The following is a 15004-nucleotide window of genomic DNA, read 5'->3' on the forward strand; positions in this document are numbered from 1 at the left end:
TAGGAAAGTAGAAAAGAAGTGATATGATCATCTAAAAAAAAAGCAAAGATGTTTCGTATTAGTTCAAAATTATTGCCATATTTCAAAGGATTTAGCTTTTCAGCAGAGATAATAATGTTATCTGTATATATGAAATGTAGATTCTCTTTGAGCTATCGAGATTTGGAAGAAATGCTGAGTATAAGGGGAGCAAAAATTGATCATGCTACGTTACAAAGGTGGGTTATCAGATTTGTGCCACTGATAGATGAAGCGGTAAGGAAAAGGAAGAAGCAGCTTGGCAGTAGCTGGAGAATGGACGAGATCTACGTTAAATTAAACGGCAAATGGGTTTATCTATACAGAGCACTATTGGTAATACTGTAGACTTTCTGTTGTGTGCTCGTAGAGACAAGTCTGCGGCACTTGCGTTCTTTCGTAAAGCCTTTAGAGAGAATAACCTTCCTGAGAAAGTAGTAATTGATAAAAGCGGCAGTAATACTGCTGCTCTTGATGATTTGAATACAGAAATTTCTGAAGATTGTAGAATCATGGTTTTTCAAATAAAATATCTAAATAATATTGTCGAACAAGATCATAGATTTATCAAAAAACGAATAAAGCCAATGCTTGGTTTTAAGAGCTTCCACTCCGCAAAGATTACCATTACCGGCATAGAAAATATTCGTATGATTCAAAAAAGACAAATTATCGGGGCTAATGATAATGTTTCTACTTTTGAGAATTTTGCTATGCTAATTGCTCTATAACTCCCATAATCCCAGTTTAACGATCTTCTTGTACCACAATTTATAGATGCGACAGAACCAGTGGAAATCAAGTGGATTACAAAATTAAATTTTTAAAGAATATTACTGAAAAAGATCTTCCAGTTTTACTTGCAATCTGGTGTCTGATCATAAAGGAACCAGTTTGCATGACACCATCTGCAAGTTTCAATATCTGTACAGCTGTGGAATTTTTCAAAGCGTTTTTTCTATTGAAGATAAAAGTATCTTTTATATATGATATATAGCAAAATATTAGGGTGCTTATGGTTCCAAATATAGCAATTTTAAGTGGTGGATTTTCTTGCGAAAGAGAAATATCGCTTATGAGCGGAAAAGCAGTAAAGAAGGCGCTTGATAGCCTTTCATATAATGCAATAGAAATAGATGTTGATAGCAACATTGCTCAAAAGCTTAAAAAAACTAATCCCGCTCTTGCTTTTATTGCCCTACATGGACCTTATGGTGAAGATGGCTGTATTCAAGGTTTACTGGAGATTTTAGGTATAAAATATACACACTCAGAAGTTATGGCTTCGGCTGTTGCTATGAATAAAGTGATGTCAAAGCATATATTCCATTCTCTTAATATCGACACTCCAAGAGGCTATGTAATTAGTCGAGAAGATGTGCTAAAAAATAATATTAAAGTTGATTATCCGTACGTCTTAAAACCGATTAACGAAGGCTCAAGCATTGGAGTACACATGATTTTCTCACATGAGGATTACTTAGAGCTGAAAAATAATAGTTCTACTATAATGGAAAAGATGATCATAGAAGAATACATACCGGGTATAGAGTTACATACTGCTGTATTACTGAATGAAGCAATTGGCACTATGGAAATACGACCGAAAAATAAATTCTATGATTATGAAGCAAAGTATACAGATGGATTTGCAGAACATATATTTCCTGCTGAAATTCCTAACAACATATATAGAATAACCTTGGAACACGCGTTAAAAGTTCATCAATTTTTAGGATGTAAAACTGTTTCCCGCTCAGACTTCCGTTATAATCCCCAAAATAACACTTTAAAAATGCTTGAGGTTAATACACATCCTGGCTTTACTGAATTGTCGTTAGTACCAGAAATTGCAAAATTGACAAGAGGAATTGATTTTAATGAATTAGTCAAAATTATTGTCGAAGACAGTTTACACCACAGGAATATTAGAGATCAAGCCGATGTTGAACAATGTTACTAGAAGCCAAAGAAGTTTTTTGCGCAAGTGCGCTCTTGTTATTATCACTGCACTTTTTCTCACATTAGTACTTTATAGTTCACTTGATAAAATAACAAGTCGATTCAATTACTACTTTACTTGGTGTAACAATCGCTTATCGAGCTTATTACTTAGCAATGGATTTTTAATCGACAAAGTAACCGTTACTGGAAACAAATTTACAAATGAAAAGGACATTCTAAGTTTAGTAGATAGAACGCAACCTATCATGTATGTATCACTCTCAAAACTAACAGATAATATACAATCTGTAAGCAAATGGATAAAATATGTAAAAATTTATAGAATTTTACCTAATACCTTACACATTGATGTAGATGAACATACACCTTTCGCTCTTTGGAAAGATGATAACAGAACTTCAGTAATTGATTCTGAAGGTAAAGTGATCGTAAATGATTACCCGATAGATAACCTCGTTGTAATTAAAGGACAAAATTCGTTATCAAATCTAAAATTCATTAAAGATATACTAGAGAGAAAAACTCAATTAAGTGATCATATTTCTTCTTGTATTTATGTAGGAAATAGAAGATGGAATATCATACTCGATGACAGTTCCACAGTAAAATTGCCTGAAGATAATCCTTATAGCGCATGGGATTATTTAAGCCACTTGCAAAATACAACCGACTTTACTTTTAGCAATTGGAGCATAATTGATATGCGTGTTGCTGATAAGATCTTTGTGAAGAAGTGATCTGCTCGGTGCTCCTTTTCATTTCATGCAAGTAGCCCTTTCTCTGTCATCCGAGTAGCTTAAAACTGGAATGGCTTTGTTGCACAGCTCTTCGGATAGTGGGTAATGTATAATAAATTCATGAAGCTATATCAAACTTAGCCATGCCTATTTCAGTAAATTTGTTAAGCAAATAACACTTGAGTAGCAGTTCCTTCTCACGATTAATCTCAGATTTATTCCTAAAACTAAATCCAAATATTTGCTTCAGTCGCGAGAAAAAACTTTCTATATAAGATCTCTTCCAATAATTTATCTCTTTTTTCCACCTCTTCATACCATCTTCATCATATGACTTTATGAGCTTGATTGTAGAATTTCTCTCATTCATATAATCCAACTTTGGATGCTCTACTGCATTATTTTGCGGAGGAATCCTTGTCTTTATGTCAAGCTCATCGCACAGTTTGTATAACTTCTTTCGATTATATGCCCTATCTGCATATATCGTGCTTATGTTATACTTGGTATCCACTCTTTCAATAAGATCACAGGCTCCATAGTGGTCGGAATAAACTCCACTACTGTATTTTGCAGCTATAACTTTTTTACTACCTATCTCTAGCATTACATGTAGCTTTCTTGTTTGCTCATAGCGGCGATACTTTCTATCTGTACCATTTGCCTTACTATGGCCTGGAATATTATTGTAGATGCTGATACCTGTACTATCTATAGCAATTTCAATATCTTCCATATCGTTCTTATCAACTCTGCAGTCGTTGATTTTGATATTAAGCTTTTTAAACCTTCTTGAAGCCTGCGAATAGCTGATAATTTGCAAAATTTTCCCTATTTGCTCAAGATATTTCTCTATAAATCCCACTGTTTGCCTAAGACCAATCCTGAATAGATAGGTTATTATGTGAATTAGAATCACTACTTTGTCGCTGTAGACATTGTTGCCACCTGCTACTTTTGGACTATTTTCGTACCAATTTTCAATGGCATCGTTGATATAATGAAAAACATTTCCCCTTTCTTGAAGAAATTTGTTATATTCATTGCAGTTACTGACTTTCATTCTTATTGGCATATTTTTCCTTTGTCGGCTAAATATCTATTTTATAACAAATTCCATCAGTAACTGCCTGTTCTTTCCTTGAGTGGTGCAACAAAGCCAACTGGAATCCAGATTGCAAGTAATTGATTAGGTTGGGTGAGTATGGGTTTTGGTTCTGTCGCATCTATAAATTGTGTACTAGACACAACTTAATCTGACAGCAACGAATTAACTGACAGAAGAATTGAAAACTAATATCAGTCTCTTGTTTAACGTTACTAATATTTTTCTGAAAAGCAATGTGTTTGCTATCAAGAAAAGTCTGCATAGGCGTTTTACCATAGCAATATTTACCTGAGTGAGGCCTGGTCTCATTGTAAGAGCGTAACCAATGATCAACATCTATCTGCAAATCTTCTAAAGAACTGTAGATTTTCTTTCTAAAGATAATATTGTAACACTCATCTTGCATAGTTTTATGAAACCTTTCGCATATGCCATTAGTTTGTGGTGAATTGGCTTTAGTTCTTGAATGATCAATATTTTCAATTCCCAAATAAAGCTGATAAGCGTGATTTTCTGGTTTACCACAATATTCTGTACCTCTATCAGTCAAAATGCGCAATAATGGCACGTTTTGTACATCAAAAAATGGTATTACTCTATCATTCAGCAAGTCGGCAGCGGTAATAGCAGTTTTATCTGTATAAAGCTTAGCAAAAGCCACTCTCGAATATGTATCAATAAAAGTCTGCTGGTAAATGCGCCCAACGCCCTTGATATTGCCTACGTAATAAGTATCTTGAGACCCTAAATAACCTGAATGTTCTGTTTCAATTTCACCGTGAGCTTCTCTTTGCTCTTTAACTTTTTCCAATGCTGCAAGTTGCTCTTCAGTTAAAATTATGCCGTCTTGTGCAACCTTTGCTTCAAGGGCTTTAAGTCTTTTTTTGAACGTTTCAATGTCATTTCTTAGCCATACAGATCTTACGCCACCTTCGGAAATTATTACACCCCTTTTTCTCAGCTCATTTGCAGCTCTTTGTTGTCCATATGCTGGAAATTCTGTAGCTATGCCAATTATTGCCCTTTCTATATCTTCGGAAACTCTGTTTGCTAATAGGGGTTTTTTCTTACTTATTTCATGTAATGCTCCTTCTCCCCCACTTTCATATAACTCCTTAAATCGATAAAATGTATCACGCGAATAACCCATCACCTTACACGCTTGTGATACGTTACCTAATTGCTTTGCTAGTTCTAATAACCCTAACTTTGGTTTTAGTATTTTTGTTTGTATCGTACTCATATCTAACACTCCTTTCTTTTATTATTTTATAACTTACTTTTTTAAAGTGTCAGATCAAGTCTTGTTTAATACACTTTATTCGTTTTTTGATAAATCTATGATCTTGTTCGACAATATTATTTAGATATTTTATTTGAAAAACCATGATTCTACAATCTTCAGAAATTTCTGTATTCAAATCATCAAGAGCAGCAGTATTACTGCCGCTTTTATCAATTACTACTTTCTCAGGAAGGTTATTCTCTCTAAAGGCTTTACGAAAGAACGCAAGTGCCGCAGACTTGTCTCTACGAGCACACAACAGAAAGTCTACAGTATTACCAATAGTGCTCTGTATAGATAAACCCATTTGCCGTTTAATTTAACGTAGATCTCGTCCATTCTCCAGCTACTGCCAAGCTGCTTCTTCCTTTTCCTTACCGCTTCATCTATCAGTGGCACAAATCTGATAACCCACCTTTGTAACGTAGCATGATCAATTTTTGCTCCCCTTATACTCAGCATTTCTTCCAAATCTCGATAGCTCAAAGAGAATCTACATTTCATATATACAGATAACATTATTATCTCTGCTGAAAAGCTAAATCCTTTGAAATATGGCAATAATTTTGAACTAATACGAAACATCTTTGCTTTTTTTTTAGATGATCATATCACTTCTTTTCTACTTTCCTACAAATGTTACATACCAGGATTTATAGATGCGACAGAACCTAACGATCTTCTTGTACCACAATTTATAGATGCGACAGAACCATATTTCTTACCTTAAGTTATATATTTTTCACTGTTATTTGATTCACTACAGCTTCATCATTGCTATTCTCAAGTGACTTTAAAGGCTTATTACAATAGTGTATGATTGCGGCAACAACTAAGCAACAAGCTCCAACTGCTACGCCCACTGCTAGCATTTCTAAGTAAACTGCAATAGCTATTCCTGAAATAATTCCAGCTATTGCTAATGTGAAAGCACATACAGTAGGCCGTTTATTTTTTTCTTTACTTCGTGAAGCATCATTATTTAAATTACCTGGCTGTTGATTATTATTTTGAATACCATTTGTTTGATCTGTTGCTACAACTGAAGTTTCTGAGTGTAATCTTTCTGGAACTAATTGTGTATTATTTTCCTCTAGAAAAATTGACTCATTAACATCTTTAAATTCTTCATCTGTGTCGCTTTCTCTAATAGTTGCACGACTTTTATTATAATTTTCTGCATCAAAAAACTTATCCTCACTATTCTCATCAATTTGAGCTTCCGTTTCTCTTATGGTATTCTCCTGCTGATTAGATGGCTCTTGTGCAAAATCTTGCATTTCTTTTACCTCTGACAGTTTCTCGATGATAAGTTTGTATTCATCATTATTTCGTATATTTCTATTGTAATTCGGTAAAGCATTTTTAATATATTCACTAAAATATTTATTTATCTCTGCTAAAATTTTTTGCTGTTCAAAGGTAATTTCTTCAGGATCATCAATATTTACATTGCACACAGCAAAATCTTTAAGAGCTTCTTTCAATTCTGGATGAGATTCCGCATGTTGAACTAGATTCTTAGCCAAACCTTCCAGAAATGGTTTAATGTTCTCTTCTGTAATAGCATTTTTCTGTTCTTCTAGCTTTAGTTCTTCTTCTAAATAATGATCATATTGTTCCAAGATCTCAGAGCTAATTTCGTCTATACTATTAATAATTTGACTCCATGTACCTTGAATGCAGGCACTGCTACCTTCACCATATGTTGTTGACGCTATATATATTTGTTTTAGAAGAATGAACTCTTTTTGCTCTCTCCAGATCTTTTCTATATCTAGATCACTGATTTCTTTAAATAACACATCTACTTTTTTATTGTCGTCTATATCATTTAACAATGTATGTAGTTTCGTTTTATCAAGTTGTTCTGTATCGAAATCTCCAAGTTCTCTTTTTACTGAAGAGAGTTTGCTCATTACTAAATCTTGGTTTTGTGCAATGAGAGTAACTAGCAATTCTTTTTTTTCTTTCAATGGAATGGAAAAATTATCAATAAGTAGTTTTATACGGCCTATAGATTCAGGTATAGTAATTTTTGCATCATCTTTTGTATAATCATATTGTAATCCTTGTGTAGGATATCCTTGGTCATATTCATCGTGGGAGTTCTTTTTTAAATACTTCTTTTTTAGTGCTTCCTTAACTTTATCAATAATATCCCCAATAAAATCTTTATCATTCGGCACAGGATTATCACCTAGGCTCTGTGAACAAAATTTTAGACCAGCCATATAAGTGCTCCAACAAAATTTAAAAATCCCATAAATACTACAGCAGTCTTGTCAAAGCGAGAGAAGATGCGCCTAAAATGCTTTATTTTACCAAAGAAACACTCAATCAGATGGCGCTCTTTATAGACATGTTTGTCATACTCTCTCTGCATTTTTCGGTTTCGTTTTGGTGGAATCACAACTTTGCAACCTTTACTTTTAAGATTGGTAATAAAAGTATTACTGTCATAGCCTTTATCTGCCACTATAGTCGAGTTTGAGATATTTTCTGTTAAAGCTTCAGCTTGTGTAATGTCGTTTCTTTGTCCAGGAGTAAGCATAAATTTCAAAGGATTTCCCAGCGCATCGACAAGTGCATGAATTTTTGTAGAAAAGCCACCTCTACTGCGTCCTAAAGCCTCTTGACCTCCGGAGTTTTTCTTATATCCAGCCGAACAAGCGTGAGCACGAATAATCGTTCCATCTATCATGTGCACTTCTAAATCTGGATCTTGTGTATATTTGTACAGCCTTTTCCAAATTCCCTTTTCACACCACTTTTTAAACCTTCTATGTATGCTCCTGTAATTGCCGTAAATCTCTGCCAAAAGTCTCCACTGACAACCACTGCGAACTATGTACCAAACTGCTTCCACAAATATTCTCAACCTTTTTTCATTTTTGCTGTGTATTCCTTTGATTCCTTTTAAGAATTCAAAAATTTGTTTCCATTTTGTTTCTTGTATGTAATATACCATTGGTAGTTTCTCTGTTATTCACAGTTAAACTACCTCTTTTTCCTCTTCTCTCCTACTTCTTCTCTACTTTTTTCTCGCAGAAAAATTTTGTTCACAGAGCCTAATGTTTTCTCCATCACACTTCTTTTTTCTTTGTCATTTACACTAAGAAGATTTAGTCTTATTGGATCATTCTGATATTGTTTAAGTAGTTCTATACTTTCTACGTAAGAAGTAGCTGCTTGCTTTAACTGTTCTTCATCTGCTTTCGTCGATTCAACCAGTTTTTTAGCAAGAAAGTTTGTTTTTTTAACTGCTGGACTTGCATGGACAGATTGACGGTCTTGTACAATGCGCAAGTCATCTCTTTTTTGTTCAGGTCTTTGTTTAGGTATCATACCACGTTCAAAGAAAAACCTTTGCATTCCAGGGTCGTGATTATAGAAATGAGATAGTGTGTGTCCTTGCTCATTTCTTGAATTAATTAGAAAAGGATATTTATCATAGTCATCCAGCAAAACCTCTATTCCCCCTGTATAACCGTGTTGTGCAAGATCAAAAAACAAACTCCTTATAGTGCTTTCATCTAGCTTGCGAACATTACTCTTAGATTTTGCTCTTGCTTGAGACCATAATTTTTTCAGACGTTTACAAAAACCCATAGGTTCGTTATTACCTTCTATCTGAGTAATTTTATCTATGAATTCGCAGTATTTCTCAGATTCGGCTAAAGCTTTTGCTCCTTTTGCATCAATATTATTGTCATTTAAATAAAGTCGAGTAAGCTTTGTAAGATTACCATTAGCTAAAGCTTCTACTCCTTCTGCACCAATATTATTGTAACTTAAATCAAGTCGAGTAAGCTTTGTAAGATTAGCTGAAGCTTTTGCTCCTTCGTTACCAATATTATTGTAACTTAAATTAAGTTGAGTAAGCTTTGTAAGATTAGCTAAAGCTTTTGCTCCTTCTTTACCAATATCATTAAACCACAAATCAAGTTTAGTAAGGTTTGTAAGATTACTATTAGCTAAAGCTTTTGCTCCTTCGTTACCAATATTATTGCGATGTAAATCAAGTTCAGTAAGGTTTGTAAGATTACTATTAGCTAAAGCTTTTGCTCCTTCGTTACCAATCTTACAAGAACTGAGAGAAAGTTCTATAATATTTTTGTTCTCTTGCAAAAAGCTTATCAATTTATTGATATCTACTTCTTGATCATGCAAACGTAATCTGTTTCCTCTAGTATACTGAATGAAATTCATTTTTACCTTGTTAATATTCTAATTAATATTTTAACAATTGTCAACTTTACTAATATATTAACTGAACTATATTATAGTTTGCAGAAAATACTGGATTCTATAGCGTTACAACAAATTTGATCATTTACTCTTTTAAAAGACGCAAGAAAAGTGCCTACCTTTGTGAGAGCAGCTCAAATAAAAGCAGGATTGTGAAAATAGAAGCTTGAAATCTTTACAACAAATTTAGACAAATTGGTTCATATGTAAATTTAGCTGAAATAGCCTAATATGGATAGTTTTAGCGTATAGTAAACCTAATATATTAAAAAGTTCGAACGGTACACATGGTAGTCCAACACATTCCAAGAAAAACACTTCTCACCGCCCTTGGTTTTGAGTGCTGGAAATGACTATACTATTTAATTTATTAATAATACATAATATTAAGTTAATGTAATTTATTTAGAGATGGCAGGAAACTTTATTATAACTTTATATTCTAAGTAGAATAAGATTCTTTTCCAATATCATCCTTTTTGTAAAAATATCGCTTTTTTCTGGGTAAGATCATCCAAGTAAATGGCCGTCACTATCACTTTGCCCAATTGATTGATCGGGTACAATCAAAGAATGATCACTAGGTTGTGCATCGGTCTTTTTTTCGCTTGATGAATCCAGTGGAAGTAAAGAAATACTAGCGTTTGGTTGTGATATAGATTCATCGATTTTTTCTTCATTAGATCCAAACAACCATGAGAAAAACCCACTAAAAAATGATACAATTAGTGAAAAAGGCTTAGTAATAATACTAAAAAAATTATCAAAAAAAGTGCTTGTTTGTTCTTCTGCTTGTATAGTGCTACTATGGTCTACAGTTTTGATCTCAATATCATTATCTTTCTCTGCATTGGTGATATTGTCTTTGTTATTATTAGTATTTTTTCTACTTTCTATCAGGGCTTTTATTTCCTTATGAGTGGTTAAATCTAGAGGATTATTTCCTCTTTTATCGACCAGATCAACATTTGCTCCTTTCTCTAATAGAGCCTCTACTACCCCTTGTTTTTCACTTATAACAGCTAAATGTAAAGGAGTCTGTTTTTCTCCATTTTCTTCATTAACGTTTGCTTTTGCTTTTAATAGAGCATCTACTATATCTTTATTTCCAATTTTTGCAGCGAAATGTAAAGCAGTGTAACCATTGTTGTCTTTTTCATTAATATTAATCCCTTGTACCTTTATGAGTTGTTCAACTATCTTTATGTAGCCTTTTTCAGCAGCTAAACGTAAAACAATATTACTATCGCTATTTTCAACGCTAACATTTTTGTTCAATAAAGCTGTTACTAAAGCTTCAGCTATATCTAAATGCTCATTTTCAACAGCCAAACGTAAGGAAGTATATTTATTATTATCTTGTATATTAATATTAATTCCTTCTATCTTCAATAGAGTCTCTACTACCTCTTTTTTGCCACTTATGACAGCTAAATGTAAAGGAGTCTGTTTTTCTCCATTTTCTTCATTAACGTTTGCTTTTGCTTTTAATAGAGCATCTACTATATCTTTATTTCCAATTTTTGCAGCGAAATGTAAAGCAGTGTAACCATTGTTGTCTTTTTCATTAATATTAATCCCTTGTACCTTTATGAGTTGTTCAACTATCTTTATGTAGCCTTTTTCAGCAGCTAAATGTAAAGCAGTAAGTTGATTACTACAATCTACAGCTGTATAATAAGCTAGTTTTTTATTCTTGAAAAATCTTATAATTCCTATGTTTGTAGGATCGACGCATGTTAGATTGCCTTTCGTATTAACATTTACACCTCCCTCTAATAAAGCTTCAACTATCTTTTCATGTCCATTGTGAACAGCGTAATGCAGAATAGTAGAGGAATCTTTTTTTTCTTGATCAACATTTGCTTTTAATAGAGCATCCACTATCTCTTTATGGCCATTGTAAGCAGCCAAATGTAAAGGAGTCTGTTTTTCTTCATTTTCTGCATTAACATTTGCTTTTGCTTTTAATAGAGCATCCACTGTCTCTTTATGGCCATTGTAAGCAGCCAAATGTAAAGGAGTCTGTTTATATTCATTTTCTGCATTAACATTTGCTCCTTTTCCTATTAGAGTATCTACTATCTCTTTATGACCGCTTTGAGAAGCAAGATGTAGAGAAGTATTCTGATCATAGTTTATTAGGTTAACATTTGCTTTCGCTTCCAATAGAGCATTTACTATCTCTTTATGACCGTTTTGAGAAGCAAAATGTAGAGGAGCATTACCCGTAATTCTAATATCATTTGCGTTAACATCTGCTCCTTTTTCGATTAGACGTCTTACTTCATTAATATTACCATCCTTAGCTGAGATAAGTAATAAAGTGTCGATGTTTGTAACCTTTGTACTGAAATCACTCATCTTATTTTCTCAAAAAACCTTACTATATAACAACTTTATGAATAGTTTCTGACTACCAGAATCAAATATGTTTTTATAAATTTTTTACTTGTAATTTTGTCCAACTAAATCGGCAATTGTGTGATTCATAGAGGTTATTGCAACTAATTTATCAGATCAAGTCTTGTCTTTTACATCTGGAAGAGATAAATATAGATCAACCGAGAAGATCCCAGGCCACAATAACTAGTTCCCAGAGATAAAAATAAGGAGAAAATGCTATAACTCTGATATATTGTAGTAGTTGATAGCTTGATAATAGGCTGTTGCTTTTTTTTTACATGCCTTACAATTATTTAATGTTGAACCTCATTAGAATGAGGAGCTTTTGAGTATTTTAAAAAGGGAATATTGAAAAGATGTTTGATGAGCAGCAGATAGTTAATAGTGGATATTAACTAATGACTTGCTGATAATAAACCTAGAAGCTATTTAAATAATACAACAGTGAACAAACAGGTACAAATCATGCTATTTCTTGCTGAAGTTGTTTAATTTCGTCTACCGAAAGACCAGTGATTTCAGCGATAACATCAATAGAGACACCGGCCTTGAGTGAGTTTTTTGCAACTTCGATTTTACCTTCAATTTTACCTTTGTGAGTAGCATCATCGAGTTTTTGAGCGAGGACAGCCTGTTCATCACGAATACGTTTGATCTCTTGTTCATAGGCAATAAATTCTTTTTCTGACCAGTTGAACCTATTGAGTTCTTCATATGCTCTTTTAATTATTAGATCACTTCCTATTATTCTTTCTAGCTCTTCTTCACTAGTTTCATCTGCATATCTAAAGAAGTAGACCCATTTTTCAACTATACTTGAAAGCTGATCTTCTTTGGTTTTTGGAAATTTAGGCAACTCAATAAATATAAAGTAAAAATCTTTTAGATCATGTTCATTAGTACCTTCATCGCGAATGGTATGCTTTGATTTATACTCAGACTTATCAGGAAACAGTATACAATCTGCTATAGCAATAAAGATAATTTCCTTAAGGTCATGGTATTGATCACCTTTATCAGCCTGCCTTGAATAAGCTTTAGCGGCATAGTATTGGGCACGTTTTTCAAAGCCTTTAGTTTTAGCGACCTGCATTTCGACTATCACTTGCAGCCCATTTTCATCTCTACAAAGAACATCGACAATGCTTTGTTTTTTAGAGGCAATATCAGGGTCTTGAATAGTACTTAAAAACTCTATATCCTTTATTGCACTTTTGCCGGTGAAGCCAAGAATGTCATTAAGAAAGTGAATAAGGATATCTTTATTTTTTTCAGTGCCAAAGATGCGCTTGAACGATATATCATTCTTTGGATCGAGGAACTTCGAAAGAGCCATGAGAAAGTAAGATAAAAAGCATTAATAATTATACACAATTGTGAAGAAATATTCAACTAAAATTCAAACATAGAAAGAAGCATCCCTTTTGTATATCTTTATTTGATAGTATTAACCTGTATAATATATATGGCAAATATCTCGATAAGGTATCAAATAGCACAAAAAGTAAGGAGCTGGAGGTTAAAGCGAGGTTATACTCAAAAAGATTTAGCGGGAAAAATTGGTGTAACATATCAAATAGTACTACAATATGAAAAAGGAACACGTAGAATTTCGATTGAAAAGTTGTATGCTATAGCAGAGATATTATCAATTAATATTAAGGATCTTATTCCTGTATCAAATGAAAAAATCTGTCTTGAAGATGAGGGGGAAGAAATATTAAATTTAGTAAGAGAATATAAAAAGATTAGCGGTCAGGAGTTACGTAAGGTATTTTGCTTATTAACCAAATTTGCCCGAGTTGGTGAAGAAAATAGTAAAAAAACAGAGAGAATAAAAATTGCAAAGGGTCTAGTTAAAGAAGGAATTTCTATCGATATTGTCTCGAAAACAATAGGTCTCTCTGCTGATGAGTGTGTTGAAGAAAAGGTTGGTTCTATATACTGTCAAATAGGAAAGAAGATAAAAGAGTGGAGGATAGTGAAAGAGTATACTCAAAAGGATTTGGCTGAGAAAATGGATACAACACGTGATGAAATAAGCAACTATGAGCAAGGACGTGTGGCCATTCCACTGGAAAAATTATATGCAATAGCAGAAACATTATCGATTAATATTACAGATCTGCTAATAGAGGAAGGTAGTAAAGTAGAAAATGAACTACCGAATTTAATTGAAGAATACAAAAAGATTGAAAATCAAGAACTACGTAATGCACTAATAAAATCTATGTTTGAAAGCATACAAATTTGTGAAGAGAAAATTAGAGAAGTAGAAAAAATCAAGATTGCGAAAGACTTAGTAAAAGCAGGAATTTCTACCGATATTATTTTGCAAACAACAGGCCTCTCTTTAGGCAAAATTCAACAAATTTAAAATAAAAAATCAGTATATATTAATATCTTTACTACTTGATGAAAAAATAAGTAAAAAAGATTGAGAAATTGATTTGACTTCACTCGGAAGCTATGGCTCTATGCCAATGCTGATAAAAAAACAGCAGTAAATATTTAAAAAAAGTTTGTTGTTAGTGAAGGGTAAATTATATGAATAAAAGTAAAGAAGAAATCGAATTCAGAATATTAGAAAGCAAAGGCAAAGCACTACTTGATCGTGAAATAATGGAAACGTTTCTAAGTGCAGTGCATGAAAGGCCGCAAGCTCAAGAAATTGCTAAAAATCTGGTGAACACTTATACGGGAGTAGGAAGGATTTTAGGTAGAGAAATGGATGACCTGAAAGTTATAGAAGGAGTGACTGATTCTGCAGTAGCAATGATTATGTGTGTTAAGGAAACACTAGAAAGGGTACTGAAAGAAAAGCTTAAGAGTGAGCCAATAATGGACTTACAAGGGCTAGTAGAATATTTGAACGTAAGTATAGGTCATGCAGAGAGGGAATGTGTAAAAATACTGTACTTGAATAAAAGGCGCCAATTAATCGGAGAAGAATCCTATATTGGTGAAATGGAAAAAGCACCAGTATACATAAAGGAAATTACAAGAAAAGCATTAATAAAAAATGCAGCATTAATAATAATGTCACATAACCATCCTGGAGGAAGCTTAGAACCTTCAGAAGAAGATCAAGCAGTAACAAAGAGCTTAGCAGCAGCATGTAGTACTGTAAGCGTTAGATTGTTTGATCATATTATTATCACAAGTGCAGGCTATTTTAGCTTTAGAGAAAACGGATTGTTATAGCAGAAAGTATTTGCAAATCTACTCACTATA

The 15004-nt window shown here is 33.2% G+C and carries 12 protein-coding genes and 2 pseudogenes; 5 read left to right on the forward strand and 9 right to left on the reverse strand.

Going from position 1 to position 15004, the window contains the following annotated elements; genetic code table 11:
* The first annotated feature begins 48 nt into the window (after nt 1–48).
* The 3 genes and pseudogenes from ACQ4M0_RS01760 to ACQ4M0_RS01770 all read left to right on the forward strand — a co-directional run bounded on the left by ACQ4M0_RS01760 (nt 49) and on the right by ACQ4M0_RS01770 (nt 2720).
* A pseudogene (locus tag ACQ4M0_RS01760) lies at nt 49–749 on the forward strand (IS6 family transposase).
* A gap of 278 nt (nt 750–1027) precedes the next feature.
* Nucleotides 1028–1981, forward strand: a complete 954-nt coding sequence (locus tag ACQ4M0_RS01765) for a D-alanine--D-alanine ligase (protein WP_012481821.1) — start codon at nt 1028–1030, stop codon at nt 1979–1981.
* Nucleotides 1962–2720 (forward strand): cell division protein FtsQ/DivIB, encoded by a 759-nt coding sequence (locus ACQ4M0_RS01770; RefSeq protein ID WP_438456532.1) that lies wholly within the window; start codon nt 1962–1964, stop codon nt 2718–2720. The genes ACQ4M0_RS01765 and ACQ4M0_RS01770 overlap by 20 nt, the downstream gene beginning before the upstream one ends.
* Nucleotides 2721–2838: 118 nt before the next feature.
* On the opposite strand, the gene ACQ4M0_RS01775 is transcribed toward ACQ4M0_RS01770, so the two are convergent.
* The 9 genes and pseudogenes from ACQ4M0_RS01775 to ACQ4M0_RS01815 form a co-directional block, all read right to left on the reverse strand.
* Nucleotides 2839–3795: an IS5 family transposase gene (locus tag ACQ4M0_RS01775; protein WP_213863789.1), complete on the reverse strand. Its 957-nt coding sequence runs from the start codon at nt 3793–3795 to the stop codon at nt 2839–2841.
* 16 nt (nt 3796–3811) lie between these two features.
* Nucleotides 3812–3946, reverse strand: coding sequence for a hypothetical protein (locus ACQ4M0_RS01780; protein ID WP_438456533.1), 135 nt, complete (start codon nt 3944–3946; stop codon nt 3812–3814).
* A complete protein-coding gene (locus ACQ4M0_RS01785) occupies nt 3947–5071 on the reverse strand; it encodes an IS481 family transposase (protein ID WP_438456534.1) in 1125 nt (374 codons plus the stop codon). It abuts the gene before it with no gap.
* Nucleotides 5072–5144: 73 nt separating this feature from the next.
* Nucleotides 5145–5698, reverse strand: a pseudogene (locus tag ACQ4M0_RS01790) (IS6 family transposase); the annotation flags it as partial.
* A 146-nt stretch (nt 5699–5844) separates the two neighbouring features.
* Nucleotides 5845–7347, reverse strand: coding sequence for a TomO hydrophobic C-terminal domain-containing protein (locus tag ACQ4M0_RS01795; RefSeq protein ID WP_438456535.1), 1503 nt, complete (start codon nt 7345–7347; stop codon nt 5845–5847).
* The gene (locus ACQ4M0_RS01800; protein ID WP_438456254.1) at nt 7335–8084 is read right to left on the reverse strand and encodes an IS5 family transposase; all 750 of its coding nucleotides are present in this window, start codon (nt 8082–8084) and stop codon (nt 7335–7337) included. The genes ACQ4M0_RS01795 and ACQ4M0_RS01800 overlap by 13 nt, the downstream gene beginning before the upstream one ends.
* A 29-nt stretch (nt 8085–8113) precedes the next feature.
* Nucleotides 8114–9325 carry a hypothetical protein gene (locus ACQ4M0_RS01805; protein WP_438456536.1) on the reverse strand — a complete coding sequence of 404 codons (1212 nt, stop codon included), beginning with the start codon at nt 9323–9325 and terminating at the stop codon, nt 8114–8116.
* 549 nt (nt 9326–9874) lie between these two features.
* The gene (locus ACQ4M0_RS01810; RefSeq protein ID WP_438456537.1) at nt 9875–11728 is read right to left on the reverse strand and encodes an ankyrin repeat domain-containing protein; all 1854 of its coding nucleotides are present in this window, start codon (nt 11726–11728) and stop codon (nt 9875–9877) included.
* Nucleotides 11729–12233: 505 nt separating this feature from the next.
* Nucleotides 12234–13106 carry an Rpn family recombination-promoting nuclease/putative transposase gene (locus tag ACQ4M0_RS01815; RefSeq protein WP_438456538.1) on the reverse strand — a complete coding sequence of 291 codons (873 nt, stop codon included), beginning with the start codon at nt 13104–13106 and terminating at the stop codon, nt 12234–12236.
* Nucleotides 13107–13235: 129 nt separating this feature from the next.
* Between ACQ4M0_RS01815 and wmk the strand changes: the two genes are divergently transcribed.
* Nucleotides 13236–14147 (forward strand): WO male-killing family protein Wmk, encoded by a 912-nt coding sequence (gene wmk, locus ACQ4M0_RS01820; RefSeq protein WP_438456539.1) that lies wholly within the window; start codon nt 13236–13238, stop codon nt 14145–14147.
* A gap of 170 nt (nt 14148–14317) precedes the next feature.
* On the forward strand, nt 14318–14974 hold the full coding sequence (locus tag ACQ4M0_RS01825) for a JAB domain-containing protein (RefSeq protein ID WP_438456540.1): 657 nt from the start codon (nt 14318–14320) through the stop codon (nt 14972–14974).
* The last annotated feature ends 30 nt before the right edge of the window (nt 14975–15004 follow it).

The organism is Wolbachia endosymbiont of Kerria lacca, from assembly GCF_051602725.1.
Classification (GTDB): domain Bacteria; phylum Pseudomonadota; class Alphaproteobacteria; order Rickettsiales; family Anaplasmataceae; genus Wolbachia.